Origin of the sequence: Paenibacillus sp. Y5S-9, from assembly GCF_036894235.1 — a bacterium.
Taxonomy (GTDB): Bacteria; Bacillota; Bacilli; order Paenibacillales; family Paenibacillaceae; genus Paenibacillus.
Map to the genome: position 1 here is coordinate 5,017,887 of NZ_CP145887.1, position 18,344 is coordinate 5,036,230.

Sequence of the window (18,344 nt, forward strand, 5' to 3'; positions counted from 1 at the left end):
AGCGCATCGCTCCTTCCGGCTCTTTGTCTATGCACGGCACGGTACATCCTATCTATATTGCAGTAACGTTAATAAAACAGCGCATCTCCTCTCTCAAGGAAACACGCTGTTTAGGGAATCTTTTTAATTTACTACATCGTTTGGCTCAGCCTTGAGGCTCATCCCTTTTCTACTCATTCATAATGGAATTGAGAGATGCGTATGCCATGGGCAGGAAACCTTCCGATGGTTCACCAATAGGTGCTTGGATGTGGAAAATGTAACCATTGCCGTCCAGTTCTTTCACGATAAAGTACTCTGTTTTCTTATCATTCTGGGACATCATGTACAGTTGCGCATCCTTCATCGGGCCGTTGCTGAGTTGTTCAGCCGTTAACTGCTTCACTTCTCCGGTCTCGGACAACTCTTCCTTGGCATCCATCTTCAGTGCATCCAGATTGTAATTCGCCGGCAGCTTCTCAATCTCTACCTCATAATCCGGATCAATCTTCATTGTTAATTCATGGTCTTCGGCGTCAAAAGCCATCGGTTCAAACACATACAGTGAATAACCTTTCGCTTGTGCCAATGTCACTGGGCGTTTCTCGGTCATGCCTTCTACCGTCACTTCCAACTCTGATGTCTTCGGACGATCGGATGTTACTGTACCGCCTGCATTGGAACCGTTATTGTCATCACTCGATTCCATCTTTGCAATCTCTGTAAGTACCAACTGTTTCGTTGTTGCATCAATCGTTTTCTCTACATATTTGAAACGAACGGAATCTTCGTCATCGATATCATCCAGAGACTTCTGCAGATCTTCGCTCACCTGGAATGACATCGGCTTCTCATTCACTCGAATCTCAACGGTATGCGGATCAGCCCATCCAGTCAGAATACCTTCTGCTTCTATTGCAGCACTTTCATTCGGTTGTTGCTCCGGTGCTGGTGACTGTTCTTCCGTATTATTCACTGGTGGCTGTGCAGCAGGATTACTGTTCCCACAGGCCACAAGCGAGAATCCCATAAGTAAAACCAGGAGTGATGCACTGACTTTCATTGTATTTCCTTTTCGCATATGAACACCTCCGTTAGCTTATACGCAATGATGCTTGTCCATGTTGCTTCTCATCCATTGGCTTGGCTGTATACTAGTACTTACACGGGAGACAGGCAGCTCAATCATGCAAAATGTCTGAACAGGTGCTGAGTTTCTCGACTTAGCTAGCCTGATCCATCTGTACCAGTTTCGCATTAGCTCCGTTAAATGCTTTGGTCTGAAGGTTAAATTGCTTTCGGAATTCAGCAAGCTTCGCATATTCGCTATTCCGTACCCGAATGGCTCGTTTAAGCTTAACCAGATTAGGTTCTGCACTTTCTCTCATCAGATCATACAACTGCTCATCGGCACTCAGACTCAACTGATACGAAGCAACAAAATTTTCCAATGCACGTGCTCTTGCTTCATATTGATCCAGCACCTTTTCAGCCTGTGCCAACGTTTCTTCTTTTTCGAATGATAGTTCTTTCAATGAACTGCGCAGGGCCACCGTCTTCTCGTTCGTCAGTTTCATGGCCTCTTCCGCCTGCTTCAACAACGTTCTTCGTTCATGAATATGACCTGCTGCCTGATCCAATAGTGCTTCGAGATCACTATTTTTGTTCTTGCCTTTGTCCAAAATAGACTTGTATAACTTCATATCTTCCTGCTCATGACTGGCCAGCGTCTTCAAACTCTGATCGATCTCCTGACCGCTGAGCACCAATTGGTTTACCTGATTTGCCGCAGGCTCCTGCGGATCTCCACAACCACTCGCCAGCAGAATTAGCAATACACTAACTGCCGCAAGCGCCACTTTTTTACTCGTTAGCACCCAAGTCCTTCCTCTCTTGCATCATCTTGTTGTTATATTACAAGCGGCTATCTCCGCTAAAATTGGCTACCCAGTGTGCATCTGGATCGTATACTTCGAACTCGTAACCTCGATCTTCGAGCAGCTTCAGAATGCGTGGTAAAGCCTGCACCGTCTGCTCTCGCTCATGCATCAGAATCACTTCCTTATCCCGATGTACACTTTTGCTCACGCGGGCCACAATTTTGTCCGGCTGACCGGGAAGATTCCAATCCAGTGAATCTGTCGTCCAGTCCCACATTTTGAACCCGGCCGCTGCAATGTCACCTCTGAACTTTTCACCAATCTGTGGACTGCTGCCATAAGGTGCACGAATAAGATGAGGTGTAAAACCAATCAAGTCTTGCACCATCTTCTGCTCTTTCTTGAACTCTTTCACAAAGTTCGCAGAGCTGCCGCTCTTATACAGCTTTTTATAGTTATGCGTTATGCTGTGAAGTCCAGGGTAACTGCCTTCTTTCAACAGCCGTTTCACTGCCTCTGGATGCTGGTTCAACTGACGTCCGATCATGAAAAAGGTAGCCTTCGCCTCATGCTGCTTCAAAATATCCAGCAGTTGTTCCGTATATTCAGTTGGGCCATCATCAAACGTTATGTATGCCAATTTGCGAACCTGACCCTGGAACCGTACCGGCTCCTCCTTCGCATCCGGAGTAACTTGTATCATGCCGAGCTTGGCGGGCTGTTCGATTACAGTCATTGGAGGCGGCGCCACAACGCTTTTGATCCAATGCGTCATGCCAAGGAATATATATGTTATACCGGTAACGAACAGTACCAGGAGCATTAGAGCTATGCTAATCCTTCCATACCGGATTTTTCTTCGTTTATGTGTTTTCGTGCGACTTGTGCTAGGCGGAATACTTCCACGTTCTCCCGCTCTCTCTTGTTGGACTCTCACTTTCATGCCACTTCCTTACTTTCATTTTTTCCCGATTATTGGTAGATTATCTCGTTTCATGTCTCTATATAGAAGATTAATAGAAAAATGGATCGGGAGAATGACAGAATAGTTACAAGGCCGGTTACAATCTACTTATCTATTCGTTCTCTTTATCTTTCCTGCGGTTACCTTCTCCTGTATAATGAAGTGATTTACGCTATCAGACTTCAAGAAGGAGCTACACCCATGACAAGCTTGAACCGTGCCGGCAGATCCATCTATCTGTTATTTTTTGTCGGCATTATCGCCATTTCTTTTTCTTCGATCTTTGTACGTTGGTCTACCGCAGATGTTGCGGTCATTGCCATGTACCGTCTATTTTTGACCAATCTGCTAATGCTCCCGTTTGTCTGGAAATACAGACACGAGATGATGCGTCTGAGCTTACGCCAATGGGGCTTGCTGCTTGCATCCGGTGTGATGCTGGCCCTTCATTTCCTGCTCTGGATGGGTTCGCTGCGGCTCACCAGTGTTGCCAGTTCCACAGTTATTCTCGCGCTGGAGCCTATACTGATTCTTGCCGGTTCGGTATGGCTGTTCAAAGCCAAAATTAACCGCATGATGATCATCGGCATGGGCATCGCCCTGTTTGGATCAATCGTCATTGGCGCAGGAGATTTCCAGTTGGCAGGTACTGCCCTGCAAGGTGATATACTGTCTTTGCTTGGCACAATTGCAGTCGCTGTCCATATGCTGCTGGGTCAATTTTTGCGAGCGGGACTTAGTGCATTCTCGTATAACTTCTGGGTGTTCTTCGTAGCTGCTTGCACGCTGGCGGTATATAATCTGATCATGGGCCATCCGTTCGGAGGTTACGCTGCGTCAGAGTGGGGAATCTTCCTGCTGCTCGCCATTGTGCCAACGATCTTTGGACATTATCTCTTCAACTGGCTGCTTCAATATATGAATGCCACAACGGTATCCATGGGCGTACTTGGGGAACCCGTATTCTCTTCCTTACTGGCCTGGATGCTGCTCGGCGAATCCCTCACTGCATTACAGATGTCTGCCGGGGTTGTCATTATATTCGGGGTATGGATCTTCATTCGATATGGTAAAACCAAACCTCAACCCATTCCTGCTGACGCTCCTATCGCTGGCAAAGGGCCTGTTGAACCTACCACGGTATAACGTATTTTTTCGTAATGCATAGTTATAAACGACTCTACCACTCTCATAAGGCGGTGTATTTTAATGAAAAATATTGTATCCATGCGCTGGCTGCTCGCCAGAATGTATGAACCGGATGTGGTCATTGCAGATTGCCGATTCTTGCTCGGTCAGCCGGAGGCTGGAAGACAAGCCTATGAAGCTGGACATATTCCAGGAGCTGTCTATCTCGATTTGGAAAAAGATCTATCCTCTCCTGTCTCTGCACACGGAGGACGTCACCCGCTTCCTGATCCGGCTGTGCTCGCAAGTCGTCTCTCCAAAGCTGGCATCGGCTCCAATAGTCGTATTGTTGCTTATGACGATCAAGGCGGGATGAATGCATCTCGTCTTTGGTGGCTGCTGCGCTACATCGGTCATGAACAGGTGTATATCATGGACGAAGGTTTCTCCGCTTGGAAAAACGCCAAATTCCCGGTGACCACGGATGTACCGGTTCAGATCCCATCTTCCTTTGAGGTGAATATCCAGCCAGCCATGCTGGCAAGTGTTGAAGATGTGCAACAAGCCTCGGCAAGTGGCAGCTCCGTGTTAATCGACTCTCGCGATGCTCGCCGCTATGCGGGTCTGGAGGAGCCGATTGATGCCAAGGCCGGACATATTCCGGGTGCGGTGAATTACTTTTGGAAAGATGTGTTGGATTGGGATGGACGTTGGACAGGTACTGAGGTGTTAGAAGAGCGTTTCAGTAAGCTGGACAAGGATGGTGCAATTATAGTGTATTGCGGTTCTGGCGTCTCGGCCTGCCCAAACGTGATTGCACTGGAAGAAGCGGGATATACAAATGTGAAATTGTATTCCGGGAGCTGGAGCGACTGGATTAGTTATGAGGAGAACCCGGTGGCGACGGGGGAAGAAGACTAATTTTTATTCAGAAAACGGAGCTACTTGAATCGTCGAGCCTTGTTTGGCTTGCTGAGGAATATCGCTTTATACATCAATATCGCCACAATTGCTCTGGCTGCACTCGTACTGCAATTTAATCTTCAGCAAAAGGTACCAAGATATTAATATCTTTTGTAGTTATGTTAGTTGCAATTTGAGGAAGAAGTGAAGCACCTGTCTGATTTCCGCGAGCTGGCTGAATTGACTTCGGCTTTTCCAGCCCATTTTCATAACGGGCTGGAGAAGCCAGATATACGAAATTAAAGCTGTATATCATTAGCTAGATGACTTTTGACTCCCAACATTATTAAGTATGAAGCTCCTTCAGATCGGCTGTTTACATGTCCACTTGTCATTAAATCATCGATAATATTCATAACATCATCTGAAATAGGAACTGAAACGACATTTTTTTTGTATCAGACCTTCAAGCATAGTTTCATCAATAGGAACTCCCATTTGCATTTTACGTTCAAGCTTTTCTTCCGTAGCTTTTGAATATCCATTTTTTCACACTCCCTCATATCGACATTACATTATTACACGTAATTTATAATGTCATTAGGTCGCGTTTCTCCCCCAAAAATCGAGTGAAGTTCTTCGCAAGTTGATTCCTGTGTTGTTTGTTCCTATAACACGAAAAGAAAATATTTTATTGCTATCGGACCGTAATCCCAATTCATCATTTCATAGTTGCACACCACGCTTACCTCATGTAGGACATATGTCTCCTTTTCTACGAAAACGATTAAAAAATCTTTATAATCCACACAAAATGTTCGATATACAACAAATGAACATCCGCATATCCCATGTATGCATCCTGAAATCTACCTCAGAAATGCGGCACGGGAGAACAGAACAATACATATAACAGGTTGTTAGGAAACAGAGAAAGTTCTGTCTGGTTGAAAGGCAGGAACTAACAAAGGAGAAGAAGATATGAAGGGACGAACGAGTCACAAACGAAACACACGCAGCATCTGCGTGAACTTGCTGTTATCCATGCTATTGTTGGTCAGCAGCTTGCCGCTATGGCCTAGCAAGGCAGCAAACGCTGCTGCAGAAGGGTCATATCTCTTATCCCTGAACAGACCGGTGTATAGCTCCTCATCCCTTGGTGGGAATACAGCCGATCATGCCGTGGATGGCAACAAAAATACCCGATGGGAAAGTGTGTGGCAACAGGACCCTCAGTGGATCTATGTTGATCTGGGTGCAGTTGCTTCCATCTCCAACATCTCGATTGAGTGGGAAAATGCCTATGCTTCCGCCTTCGACCTTGAAGTGTCGGATGACGAAGTCAACTGGAAGCAAGTGTACTCCACAACGAAGGGGCAAGGCGGTCTGACAGAAGTGGAGGTTTCCGTCAATGCACGATATGTGCGTTTGTTCAGTCATGAACGGGCGCAGCAAGCCTATGGTATTTCTCTGTACGCGTTCGATGTGTATGGAACGGGTGGAGCAAACCCACCTCCAAAACCAACTGCCGCAAACCTTGCCCTTGGTAAATCGGTTATAGCGTCGTCGGAAGAGATTGACGAACCTAGCCGCTCCGCCGAAGACAAGGCCAAAATGGAGAAGCGCGATTATGAAGCGCGCAATGTGACAGATGGTGATCCAGGTACACGCTGGTCTTCCATATACAAGGATCAGGAATGGATTGTTGTTGACCTTGGTCAACGTCAGGAAATCGGAGAAATTTCTCTGCAATGGGAAAATGCGTTTGGACGTGCTTACGACATTCAGGTATCCGACGACGCAAAGCAATGGACTACGCTGTATCGGGAGTTACACAGCAATGGAGGACGGGATGACATTCCTGTATATTCAGAAGCCAGATATGTCAAACTCGCAGGTCATGGCCGAGGTACAACCAACGGTTATTCACTCTATGCCTTTGATGTATATGAGTATATTCAAGGAGATGAAAAACCGGTCTACACCATTCCGTCTATCCCAGAGATGAGCTCGGTACAAGTCGGAGCTGGCAGTTATGCCATTAATGACATCACGATGTTGCAACCGAAAAACCCAAAAAATCGCACAGCTGACATCACCGCCCCGATTCCATCCAATGACTGGTGGCAATCGATTCTCGTTTCGGATTTAGGAGATGGAAACAGCCTGGTCACACTCCCATTCAAAAATCGATACACCAAACAGGGGCTTCATATTTTGAATCCTGGTGCTGGATACGTTTCTGCTGATGGCAACTCGATGGATGCAGACGGTGAAGCAGACCTCATCCTGACAACAAGCGATATGAACCCAGCCAAGGTCAATACCAAGATCGCAGGATACGGGGATTACTCCGCTAACATCATCATGAGTGATGATGACACGGCAAAGGTCAATACAACCTTTGTAAAAGGCTCCCCTTTCCTGTACAACACGTTTGAGGACCCGGACACCATCCTGATTCGTTCACCGAACATTACACGTCTCTTTGATGATCAAAACCGTGAGATTGTGTTGCAGGATGGGGAATCATGGACAGGAGATCATATCGGTGTAGAAGTCACCAATCAGGACAGAGCGCCTTCGCCGCAAACTTTTACAAGAAATTATGGTCTTTATGCACCTGAAGGAACCACATTTATAAAGCTGGGCAATACACTCAAGATTAAGCTGGGATCAAGCGAAAATTATTTGTCGCTCGCTACCCTGCCATCTGCATCAGAATTAGCATACTATTACCAGCATGCCTATGCTTTTGTAACGGATACGAAGGTCGATTACGACTATAACGAGAGCACTTCACAAGTTACAACAACCTTTAACTCCGTTACACAAACGAAGCGTGCCAACTTTTCCGCCGACACATTAATGGCTTTGTTCCCGCACCAGTGGAAACTTGCAACAACTCCACTCACGGAGCTCGCTTATCCTTCTATTCGTGGAATAATGAAAGTGAGCGAAGGCAACAGCTTTACGACACAGGATCGTTTCTACGGCATTATTCCGCAATTTGTGGAGCCGGATAATCCGACATACTCACGCGCGCAATTAATCAGTTATCTGGATCAGCTTGATGCAGATACGTCAGGCAATTTAATGAGCGAAGATCCCTACTGGCAGGGGAAAAAGCTTCATCCGCTTGCACTAGGTGTGCTCATTAGCGATCAGCTTGGAGATCAGGAACGTCGGGACCACTACCTGTCCCTGTTAAGAAGCATTTTGACCGACTGGTACACCTTTTCACCGGATGAACGTCTGCACTCCTATTATTTTTATTACTCGGAGCAATGGGGAACGATCTTCCCTTATGGAAGCGGGTTCGGGGTCAATACCGGGCTGACGGATCATCATTTTACGTATGGCTATTACGTCTTTGCATCTGCAGTGCTGGCAACGTATGATCCAACTTTTGTACAGGATTATGGCGATATGGTTGAACTGCTGATCCGGGATTATGCCAATCCTTCACACACAGACGATCAATTCCCATGGATGCGTAATTTTGATCCTTATTCTGGTCATTCCTGGGCGGGCGGTTATGCCGACAATCGCAGCGGAAACAATCAGGAAGCTGCAGGCGAAGCTCTGTTCAGTTGGGTCGGACAATATATGTGGGGCGAAGTAACGGGGAACAAAGCCTATCGCGATGCGGGCATCTGGGGCTTCGTCACCGAGGAAAAAGCGGCCGAGCAATATTGGTTCAACTACGATGGGGACAACTGGTTGGAAGGATACAAACACGCTACCGTAGGGCATGTATACGGCAGTGCTTACCTGTATGGCACGTACTTCTCCAACGAGGCCGAGCATATTTATGGCATTCACTGGTTGCCGCCCGCAGAGTGGATGACCTATTATGGTCGTGATCCGAAGAATACCGCGGCACTATACAACGGTCTGATCAAGGATCTTGGTGGTCAGCAGGAGCACACATGGCAGCACATCATCTGGCCATTCCAATCCATCGGGGACCCGGAGACTGCTCTTGCGAAGTGGGATACAAAAGAGATGCAGCAAAACGAAGTCTTTAACGCCTACTGGTTCATGCATAGCATGGCATCCACAGGAACACGTACCATGGATATTTGGGCAGATTCTCCCGCAGCAACCGTATACGAAAAGGACGGTGTCTACACGGCGCAAATCTGGAATCCGTCAGATACCGCCAAAACGGTTCGTTTTTATAATGCAAGCGGAGCTTTGGGTTCGGCTACCGTCTATGCGAAAGCTCAAGTGAAAGTCAATCCATTGGAGGATACAGTAGTCAAGCAGCCAGATGCTTCACAAGGCGTCACCTATCTGGATCGCAGCGAATGGACGATTACCGCCTCTTCCAGTTCGGAAGCAGTCGAACGCATGATTGACGGAGATTTGACTACCCGCTGGTCATCTGGACAAACGCAACAGCCTGGAGACTGGCTCCATATTGATCTGGGCAACGAGCAAATGATGGACACACTTTTCATGAATTCCGGCAACAGCGGAGGTGATTATGCCCACGGGTATGAAGTTTACGTTTCGAAGGACGATGAAAACTGGAGCAAGCCAATTGCACAGGGAACAGGCTCATCTCCAAGCCTGTCCGTCGATTTGGGTATGCAGACGGCGCGTTATATCAAAATTGTATTGACTGCTCCCGCAGACAGTTGGTGGTCCATCTCGGAACTCAAGCTCGCCCGATTTGGAAAATTGCCTCAGACCCCTGAGTATCCAAATCCAGCTCCGTTGTCCGATCGCTCAAACTGGATCGTGACCGCTTCCTCCACGCAAGGAACGGATGTCACGGCTCACATGCTTGATGGAAATAAAGACACATTATGGACGAACGGGCGAAAGCAAACGAGCGGACAGTGGATTACGATTGATCTTGGGGAAACGAGTGCTTTTGACGCAGTAGAGCTGGACCCGGGGAACGCGAAGGATGACTATCCGCGGCAATATCGCATTTTCGTTTCCGATGACGGGCAAAACTGGGGAACCTCTATTGCTGGAGGCGAAGGCGTGTCAGGACGTCTCTCCATCACCTTCCCTGAGCAGCAGGCTCGTTATGTGAAGATCATGCAGATGGGTGAATCCGATCAATGGTGGTCGGTCTCCGAGCTATTTGTTAATCACTATGGAACAGGAAAACAAAAACGTCTGCTTTCAGATGCATGGTCCGTCACAGCGTCTTCCGATGAGGAAGCTGCAACGGCGATACTGGATGGCTCGAACCAAACACGCTGGACTTCCGGTCAGGCACAAACAGGCGGTGAGTGGCTTCAGCTGGATCTGGGCAATTCAGAGACAGTGAACCGGATTGTATTGGATAGTGCACACAACAGTGAGGATTATGCTCGCGGTTATGAAGTATACACCTCTCTGGATGGCATGGATTGGGGTAAAGCTGTGGCTACGGGTGAAGGAAAACATGCCTTGCTCTTCATTGCATTCCCTGCTCATGAGGCCCGCTATATCAAAATCGTCCAGACCGGAACGGATTCTCACTGGTGGTCTGTAGCTGAAATCGCAGTTTATACTGCCGATCAGACACCATGGGCACCCGGGGAACAGGATGATCTGCTGCCTACCGAACTGGATCGGACATCTTGGACAGCTACAGCCTCCACGTCTGAAGACGTTGGTGCACTGCTGGATGATGATCTGAACTCACGCTGGACCTCTGCATCCGGACAACAAGCAGACCAGTGGATTCAGATCGATCTGGGAAGCATTCAGAATTTCAGCCGATTAACTATGGACTCAGGCAGCAGTACCAATGACTATGCCCGCAGTTTTACAATCGTCACTTCAACGGATGGCGAGCATTGGAATCCGGTTTCAGAAGCTTTGGGAACAGATTCTTTAATCTCAGCGACATTCACCAACCAGAAGGCACGATATGTCAAAATTGCTTTGACTACGGACAATGCTGAGTGGTGGTGGTCTATTGCTGAATTGAAGCTGTACCATTGATACGCTGAATTAAAAAACCATCAATTTTACGCAGCATTAAAAAATCATTAATCTAAGGAATTAAATATCGTTCATCCAGCCACCTCTCTCCCTCAATTTTGCAGGACAGGGGTGGTTTTTTGGTAATCACCCGCTTCTAAATGTAATAAGCAGTCCGCCTAAGCAACTTTATAGACCAGCATATGCTTCTTTGCGCTGTTCCCGAGATCAAAAATATTGGGAAATTGAGGATTGACAGCGCAAGTTATCCAATCTAATATAATCTTAGCGGAAAACTATGAATAAATTCAGTATCAATAAACCCACTAAAGGAGACTACAAAATGGCTGCCCTCCAAACGTTTAAAGCATCTGCTCATCTGCAAAACGGAGTTCAAGTGAAAGTAACATCTCGAAACTTCGAGTTTATTATCGACGAGCCCAAAAACTTGGGTGGAACCGATACCGGCATGAATCCGGTGGAAGCTTTACTCGCCTCACTGGGAGCATGTCAGTCGATCGTAGCTAGGGTATATGCACCTAAATTTGGGGTGAATCTCAAGGATTTTTTTGTGGATGTAGAAGGCGATATTGACCTGGATGGCTTTTTCGACAAATCAGAGGTGCGTCCGGGCTATTCCGATATTCGGTATACATTCCGTATCAAAACAGATTCTCCCCAAGAGCAGGTTGAAGCATTTGTACAATTCCTGGAGAGCAAGTGCCCGGTTGGAGATACGTTGGCACATCCGGTTAATCTCAAGTTGGACAGAATTATCATCGAACACTAAGCAGCCTATAAATACCGTGAAACCGGACTGATATTGAATTGCTAACCGTCAGCTTTTTGGGATTCATGATAACAAAAAAACCGTGATGGACATCTGTCCACCACGGTTGAATAATGAAATCTATTATTATTACTTTTTACTTAACGACACACTTGCTGTTAACGTCTTGTCGATCGTCGTCCAGTTGACATAAGCACCTAGTATTTCATTAATAACAGAGACCGGAACTACGGTTTCGCCATTTAAAAGCTTTGGTACGTTACTATTGAACACTAGTTTATCGTTAATTGAATACACATCTGAACCAATTTGAGCACTTATATTTTTCATGCCTAATTTGATTTGAGTTGTACGCGTCTTATGATCCCATACTACTGTACCGCCCAATAGCTCCGAAATTGTTCGAATCGGTACGTAGAACTCATCGTTACGAACAACCGGTTTGATTGTCGTACCCCCTACATTCATGGCAACGTCAACATATTCAAGGAAATCGGTCTTTCGAATGAGTCCATGAACGCCTTTCGTTCGGTCCACGACCTGAGATACTTCGTAATCCGTTGCGGCCGATAGGTACGCATAAGCTACACTTCTATCCATATCAAGCTTATCGGATAAGAATTGAATCGATTCACGTACGGATTCTTTCATTGCTTCATCCAAATCAGGGTCCAGTCCAATTGGAATCCAATAATCCTCTGTTTCAGCAAAGGGTTGCGTAAATTCTCCACGATGGGGCAGTGATGGATCACCTTTCTTTAACACCGTTAACCGAACTGTCCCCCTTAAGGAAGCTTCCAATGCAGTCAACGCTACTTCTCCATCTCCTTGAGCAAAGTGCGGATCTCCAGTATAGAATAGCCCGCCTTTAACTTGAATCGGATAATAAATAGTTGCACCAACACCCAACTCATTAATATCCATATTCCCTCCTGTTTCAATAGGTGGGATCGAACTCACAACTTCGCTGGTATTTGGTGCAACCCCCATAACACCTAGAAACGGGTTAATTGGGAAACGTACATTCTTGCCAGCTTTTGTTGGTAATACCCCATACCAATTGCCGTTGATTTCTTCAATAGGCGTAAATATAGATACATTATTATATAATTCCGGTTTTGTTGCGCTAGCTCCCTCTTGTGGGCCTGTATTTTCTGGAAATTCGTTAGGAAGGGCCCCTTTCCCATGGCGGTTAGAAATGACACCATATGGAACTCGAGTTTGCAACGAAAGGACTTCTACTTTAAGAACATCTCCTGGCTCTGCTCCCTCAACCGCTACTGGCCCAGTGATAATATGAGGTCCGTCTTTTACATAATCATGCTTAATCTCAGAAGCCGCAATTGCCTTCGCGTCATCCAACACTCCATCGGGGGATATCCCGAATTTGCCGAAGTACTCCACTGGATTTCTCCCTTGATCCTCTATCAGTCCCTCATGCGATACCGTATCAAATGTTACAGCACTTCCTGATGGTACAGTAAGAATCGGAGAGCTATCTCGATTAGGCAGTGATCCCCAGCGAATGTTCTCAATCGCAGACGTTACATAATAATCACCTTCTACCTTATCGATGGTTGTTGGCTGCAGTGGCATACTAAAGCCCACTGAAGGTAGAGCATATGTAAACATACTTATAATCCCTACTGAAACCCCAAATTTCCTAATCGTTCGGTTAATAAACATTACGCTCCCCCTCTATACTATGTAATATTTTCTAACACAAACACACAATAACATATAAATAATTTTACAACAATATTTTTTTGTCAATAAAAGTAACATTAAATAGCTGAAAATAAAGAAAAAACTTATAAAAACAAAAAAAATATGTCATTATACTTATCATACGAAAGGCGTGTAAAACTAAAATAGTTCTAGTAACTTGAGGACCCTACTTGAGAGATTGGAACAAACAAAATTAATTCTTAGGAAAATTATGTATATATTTCGTGTATCCGATACCTCCACAGGAATACTACTACACTCCGCTTCTTCCAGTGCAATCACTTGTTCGCACGTGATTGCACTGGAAGAAGCGGAATTCTCGAATGTGAAGTTGTATCCCGGAGACTGGAGCGACTGGATTAGCTATGAGGGGAAGTCAGTAGCTACCGGCTACCGGGGAAGAGTAGTACGGAGCAGAAGTCTACAGTGTCTCAAGACAAATACACCGCCATGCAGGCTGATGCCTGGGGCGGTGCATTTTCAGTGACTAAGCATCACCCGGAAATACGGGAGAGATAGAGGCATCGTTGCATGGGAAGACTGATCCAACCCAATCCTTTCTCGCTCAATGAAACAGGATCTGCAAAAGAAAATGAGGAGAAGCATTCATGAGTCCATGTATCAAGATAATCACCCATATTTTACGATAGCGGGCCCATAAATAACCAAGAAACAGACCTGTAACCCCATGATTTGCAATTACTGTTGCCACATCAATATCCCAATGACCATTTCCTTGAATGGCGACATGCCAAATGGACCATAGTATTGAAACTAGTAGTATGGCGGGCCATCTTCCAAGCAACGTCTCCAATCGGGTTTGCAGCCATACCCGATAAAAAACTTCCTCCAATACGCTATTGATCATAAAACCAATCAACACCAAGAGAAGTAATTCTGTCATATCGGTTGCTACGATTTCTCCTTCTGGTTGTGCAATTGGAGAATAGAACTTTAGATAACCCCAGACCAAAATAACGATTAGTGGTACGATGACGTGTCTGCGAGTGCGAGGTTTTACCGAGATAATGTCTTGATGCCCGCCAGCCATTTTGCGATAAATCAGAAATAAAATCAACGGAGTGAACATTAATGTCGTTAACTTGAACGCCAAATAATATAGCTGGAAATGTAATCCTTGCTGGTCTATCGTTATCAGAGAAACCGTAAATAAAACGCCTGACAGCAATAATACAATCGATTGAACGACCAAGTGATGTTTCTCCATTTGTTGGAAAATTGAGGAATCATGACTTTGATAAGGAATCATATGGATTAGAAAAATACCAAGGAATGCCGGTAACATACTATGCCATATTGGAATCACTTCCTCATGATCAGCCGTGTACCTTATATTCAAATTTCCGGTCCACACTAACCACAATACAGCAGCAAATATAATGATCATACATAATAAGCCGATTGCCTTTCCCCATGCTGGAAGCATTACTTTGAATTGCTGATTCATTCCAATTGCACTCCTTTGAGTGGCATGTTGCGTTTGCCCCATTCTTTTTTAATTCAGTTGAGTTAAATAAATTCTAGCACATCCCTTCTTCATCGTCTATTTATTTCAGTTGAGTTAAATAATATGATATTCTGTGTGTATGCCAAAAATCGTGGACCATGAGAAGATGAAGAATATTATCGCTGAAGCTACTTGGAAAATCATTAGTGAGAAAGGCATTCATCATGCAACGTCAAGAACGATTGCGAAGGAGGCCGGATTATCACAAGGCGCTTTAAGACATTACTTTTCAAAACAAGAGAGTCTATTAGCGTTTGCAATGGAGTTAGTTAAGGAAAAGGTACTTACTCGAATAAAAAATCTGAATGCAAGAGAACTGGCGCCTCAAGAAAGAATTGTTGAATACTTGCTCGAACTAGTCCCGACGGATGAACAAACATTATTGGAAATGGAGGTTTGGTTTGCATTTGTAAGCTATGGAAAAACGCAAAAAGGGTTCGACGCCAATTATGAGGACCTGCATAACGCAATCAAGAACTGCATCATGTACTTGAAAAATGAAGGTCTTCTGCGTACAACCGATGAAGAGAAGGAACAAGAAAAACTGTATGCCTTTATGAATGGGATGGCTCTCAATTTGTATCTAGAGCCGGATAAGATAAATAGAACACGAAGCAAAGAAATGATACAAGACTATATCAATTGGATTATACGTTAAAGGAAAACTTGATGCATAGATCAGGGAGCTAAGTCAGCTGACCCGCGCCAAGCAAAATACACAAGAAAGTCCGGTGGCTACTGGGGAAAAATAAAGACTAAGAGCCCACGTTTTGCGTGGGCTTCTTTGTGCTTCCATTATATCCATGTAGCATTTTAGATGCTTACATTTCCGACCTCTGTAACGTTCAGATTCAGCCTATGTTTTCGGCATACTTCGTAAAAATCTTTTGAAACAATGGGTTTGAAGATATTTATATAATCCAGCATAAAAAATTCATGCTCGCCAATTCGCTCTTCATGAAGGCAGATTGAAGATACAACTTTGACGATCTTACGTGGAGGCTGTTGTACAGATGCAGCAATGACCGCTTTGCGCCCATATTCCGAACGTTCATAATCGAAAACATCCAAACGATCAAGCTGATGTGCAGTCCAATAGTTTTTTTCAACCGCACGACCGTCGTGGTAACACACGGTTGTCGGAATAAACTGTGTATTTGTTTTCGTTTCCTCCAACAGCGTTTTAAAACGATCTGATACATGTCTCGTTCCTGTGATCGTCTCAAAGTAATCTACGTTCAGGTTACGAACTGTAGACAGTAACTCAACCTCTGCCGTTGTTCCCTCGGGCAACGGATTCTCTATCGCCAAATAATTCATATCTAATTGGGGAGTGAAGGTTGTTCCGCCACTAATAAACCCTCTACGAGGATATTGAGATTCCAGAAAATAATAGTTCAAAAAATGATGTCTCCTTTCCGAATGAAGTGCCTTTCAATCAATTATACGGGTCAAATGGCCCCTCCAATTACTCCGCGGTTTTAAGCAGGTTATCCACAATAAAATCAAGCTGTTTGTCTAATGAATAAATATCATTGTAGAAAAATAAACCAAAGCTCATATCAACCAGTCGTCCTTCTTTGACTGCGGGGATGTTATTCCAAATTGAATTGTCTGACAGATCAACCATTCCTTCAAAGGAAGAACGGAATATATAATCACCCACATATTCAGGTAATACTTCATAAGAAACGTCCTTGCTTGTCGCATCGTTTCTTGCATTTTCAATTTCAAGTTGCAAGACTTCAGGTGCTTTCATCCCTAAATATTGATAAATAATCTGCGAACCCCGGCCATAACCCAAGCCTGTCATTACAGCCATGGAACCTTTGTTGCTTTCCATAATTGTGACGGTTTTATCCAAAATACCTGCTTGTTCAAGTTTTTCCTTGCTTTGCTCAACCTTTTTGTGAAGGTTATCTAACATTTCCTGAGCTTGTCCCTCTTTACCCAGAATTTCTCCAAGCAAATTCATACGTTCTTCTACTGGCAGGTCATAAGGAATATATACTGTAGGGGCAATCATTTTAAGTCCTTCATATATTTCTTCATTGGTAACAATAATGAGATCTGGATTAAGCGCAGTTACTGCTTCCGGGTCCGGATTAAATGCTCCTAATGAGGTCGCACCTTCCAGTTCGCTCGCAAAAGCCGCGCCTTCTTCTACAGAAGAGATTCCCACAGGATTTACGCCTAAAGCAAGCAAATCACCCATTAAATACAGGACAACTACTCGTTGTGGATTAACCGGTACTTCAATATCCCCTTTTAAGGTGGTTACGGTCTTCATTTGAGATTGTGTATCTGTATTGTTAGCGTTGTTGGCCGCTATCTGATTCGTTGGCTTCCCAGAACCTTCATTAGCTGAAGGACTTCCTGTCCCACCAGTTGAACAAGCGCTGAGCAATAGGGTTAAACAAAGTAATAATGTGATAGCCAAGGGTGTCTTTCTACTTCTGTACATCAATAATTCCTCCTCAAATATATGCTGATTATGATAATCATTATCAATATATAAGGAAGTTAGGTCCTGTACAATGCCTAATCGTGCCACATTCGATGGTACATTAGGACTTTCATGCTGCTTTCGATAACGAATAGGTGCAATACCCATATATTTTTTAAATATTTTAGCAAGATAATAACCATCTGGATAACCAACAGTCTTAGCAATTTCCTGTAAAGTAGCATCTGTAGCAAGCAGTAGTTCCTTCGCTTTGTTCATACGGATTTGAATGACAAAATCAATCGGACTATGACCAGTCTGGCGTTTGAATAGCCTTGATAAATGTCGTGGACTACTGTCCATAAGCTCTGCTAACAAGTCCATTGTAATGGGTTCAGCGTAATGTTCCTGCATATAATATTTCATTTGTGCAACCAGGTCTGGCTTTATTGTTGGCACGCGCCCATTGTGGATTTGCCATAACAAATCGTATACAAATTGATAAAATAATGACTTTACATGGAACTGTTCCAGTGCCTCTTGCTCTTCCCAAGCTGTCATCATGTACTGTACTTTACCCAACAAGGAAACAGGATGATCAGGTGCAAAGCCGTATTGAAGCTTGAAGGGATTACGGTGCTCCATCAAAGCCAGGATATCCTGACGTTCAGGCAGCGGGATGATGGCTTTGTAATAAATCATATAATATTCAAGGGCCTCTTCAACAGACAAAATGTTCAGGCAACACCCCTTCCCACCATGCAAAACATGGAATCGCGAGACCTGATGATCTTTTCCATCCAACCGTATAACAGCATTGCCACGCACCGTGTATAAGAAACAGCTCGCAGGGAATCGGTAGGTGTGAAGTCTCTCCTGCCTTTGCATAGTTATATGGCGAATATCCATTATTTTAATAGATGCCTTGTTCCATAATAAAAGATGTTCATTGAAATGTAAGATGGCTTCCCAGCTCCTTAAAATCATTGGTCATATATAATCTAGTGAAATTAGTATGCAATATGTGCAATAGGATCAGCTCGGATTCGTACGTCTTTCATACC

General features: G+C 44.7%; 12 protein-coding genes and 1 pseudogene. 6 read left to right on the plus strand and 7 right to left on the minus strand.

Translation table 11 applies throughout. The annotated features are described in order from the left end of the window. Positions 1-169: 169 nt before the first annotated feature. The 3 genes from V6669_RS22110 to V6669_RS22120 form a co-directional block, all read right to left on the minus strand. Positions 170-1,060, minus strand: coding sequence for a hypothetical protein (locus V6669_RS22110; protein WP_338588077.1), 891 nt, complete (start codon positions 1,058-1,060; stop codon positions 170-172). A 142-nt stretch (positions 1,061-1,202) separates the two neighbouring features. Then, positions 1,203-1,856, minus strand: coding sequence for a YkyA family protein (locus V6669_RS22115; protein ID WP_338588078.1), 654 nt, complete (start codon positions 1,854-1,856; stop codon positions 1,203-1,205). A gap of 37 nt (positions 1,857-1,893) precedes the next feature. Then, the gene (locus tag V6669_RS22120) at positions 1,894-2,595 is read right to left on the minus strand and encodes a polysaccharide deacetylase family protein (RefSeq protein ID WP_338588079.1); all 702 of its coding nucleotides are present in this window, start codon (positions 2,593-2,595) and stop codon (positions 1,894-1,896) included. A gap of 429 nt (positions 2,596-3,024) precedes the next feature. Here V6669_RS22120 and V6669_RS22125 point away from each other — a divergent pair, with 429 nt between their 5' ends. The 4 genes from V6669_RS22125 (at position 3,025) to V6669_RS22140 (ending at position 11,578) form a co-directional block, all read left to right on the plus strand. Then, complete coding sequence (locus tag V6669_RS22125; RefSeq protein WP_338588080.1) at positions 3,025-3,969, plus strand: DMT family transporter; 945 nt, start codon at positions 3,025-3,027, stop codon at positions 3,967-3,969. Positions 3,970-4,032: 63 nt separating this feature from the next. Beyond that, positions 4,033-4,872 (plus strand): sulfurtransferase, encoded by an 840-nt coding sequence (locus V6669_RS22130; RefSeq protein ID WP_338588082.1) that lies wholly within the window; start codon positions 4,033-4,035, stop codon positions 4,870-4,872. 963 nt (positions 4,873-5,835) lie between these two features. Continuing rightward, positions 5,836-10,809: a discoidin domain-containing protein gene (locus V6669_RS22135; RefSeq protein WP_338588083.1), complete on the plus strand. Its 4,974-nt coding sequence runs from the start codon at positions 5,836-5,838 to the stop codon at positions 10,807-10,809. Between the two features lie 322 nt (positions 10,810-11,131). Further along, on the plus strand, positions 11,132-11,578 hold the full coding sequence (locus V6669_RS22140; protein WP_338588084.1) for an OsmC family protein: 447 nt from the start codon (positions 11,132-11,134) through the stop codon (positions 11,576-11,578). 129 nt (positions 11,579-11,707) lie between these two features. Here the strand turns inward: V6669_RS22140 and V6669_RS22145 are convergent, their stop codons facing one another. Then, on the minus strand, positions 11,708-13,264 hold the full coding sequence (locus V6669_RS22145) for an acetamidase/formamidase family protein (protein WP_338588085.1): 1,557 nt from the start codon (positions 13,262-13,264) through the stop codon (positions 11,708-11,710). Positions 13,265-13,589: 325 nt separating this feature from the next. Between V6669_RS22145 and V6669_RS22150 the strand changes: the two are divergent. Further along, positions 13,590-13,697: pseudogene (locus V6669_RS22150) on the plus strand (sulfurtransferase); the annotation flags it as partial. Between the two features lie 174 nt (positions 13,698-13,871). Here V6669_RS22150 and V6669_RS22155 read toward each other — a convergent pair. Then, positions 13,872-14,774 (minus strand): type II CAAX endopeptidase family protein, encoded by a 903-nt coding sequence (locus V6669_RS22155; protein WP_338588086.1) that lies wholly within the window; start codon positions 14,772-14,774, stop codon positions 13,872-13,874. Between the two features lie 139 nt (positions 14,775-14,913). Here V6669_RS22155 and V6669_RS22160 point away from each other — a divergent pair, with 139 nt between their 5' ends. Continuing rightward, a complete protein-coding gene (locus V6669_RS22160) occupies positions 14,914-15,492 on the plus strand; it encodes a TetR/AcrR family transcriptional regulator (protein WP_338588087.1) in 579 nt (192 codons plus the stop codon). Between the two features lie 155 nt (positions 15,493-15,647). Here V6669_RS22160 and V6669_RS22165 read toward each other — a convergent pair whose 3' ends face one another. After that, positions 15,648-16,235, minus strand: a complete 588-nt coding sequence (locus tag V6669_RS22165; protein WP_338588088.1) for a DUF1629 domain-containing protein — start codon at positions 16,233-16,235, stop codon at positions 15,648-15,650. A gap of 67 nt (positions 16,236-16,302) precedes the next feature. Next, positions 16,303-18,012 (minus strand): AraC family transcriptional regulator, encoded by a 1,710-nt coding sequence (locus V6669_RS22170; RefSeq protein ID WP_338588089.1) that lies wholly within the window; start codon positions 18,010-18,012, stop codon positions 16,303-16,305. Positions 18,013-18,344 lie beyond the last annotated feature (332 nt).